This window comes from Mycobacterium sp. 852002-51971_SCH5477799-a, from assembly GCF_001667145.1.
Lineage (GTDB): Bacteria > Actinomycetota > Actinomycetes > Mycobacteriales > Mycobacteriaceae > Mycobacterium.
The window spans coordinates 1-789 of sequence record NZ_LZIF01000021.1 but is presented as its reverse complement, the minus strand read 5'-3'; the positions used below and the strand labels follow the sequence as shown (position 1 = coordinate 789).

The following is a 789-nucleotide window of genomic DNA, read 5'->3' as shown; positions in this document are numbered from 1 at the left end:
GTGGGAAGCATTGAGGTGTTGGTGGAGCGGTTGCAGCGGGTGGTGTTGGCGATGACCGCGGATCCAGCGCGGCGGCTCTCGTCGGTGGATGTGTTGGGTGTTGGTGAGCGTGCCCAGTTGGAGGGGTGGGGTAATCGGGCGGCGTTGATGTCCCCGGTTGTGCAGCTGGGTGTCTCGGTGTCGATTCCGGCGGTGTTCGCCGCGCAGGTGGCCCGGGCTCCGGAGGCGGTGGCGCTGAGTTTTGAGGGCGAGTCGTTGACGTATCGGCAGCTTGATGAGGCCTCGAATCGGTTGGCGCATTTTCTGGTGGGTCAGGGGGTGGTGTCGGGCGATCGGGTGGCGGTGTTGTTGCCGCGTTGCGCTGAGGCGATTGTGGCGATTGTGGCGGTGCTCAAGGCCGGGGCGAGCTATGTGCCGATTGATCCGGGGCAGCCGGGGGCGCGGATGCAGTTCATGCTCGCTGATGCGGGGCCGGTCGCGGTGGTGACTACCGCGGAGTTGGCTGAGCGGGTGCAGGGTTATGAGTTGGCGGTGATCGATGTCGATGATGGGCGTATCGACACCCAGCCTGGCACCGCTGTGGCGGTGGGGGTGGCTCCTGATGATGTGGCGTATCTGATTTACACCTCGGGCACTACTGGTGTGCCTAAGGGGGTGGCGGTCAGTCACCGTAATGTGACGCGGCTGTTGGAGACGTTGGACGCCGACCTCGAGCTGTCGGGGCAGGTGTGGAGCCAGTGTCATTCGTTGGCGTTTGACTATTCGGTGTGGGAGATCTGGGGGGCGCTG

The 789-nt window shown here is 64.5% G+C and carries 1 protein-coding gene; it reads left to right on the top strand.

Annotation, left to right across the window (positions count from 1 at the left end):
- Positions 1 to 789: AMP-binding protein (locus tag A5753_RS02100; protein ID WP_156655877.1), on the top strand; the 789-nt coding region annotated here is incomplete at both ends.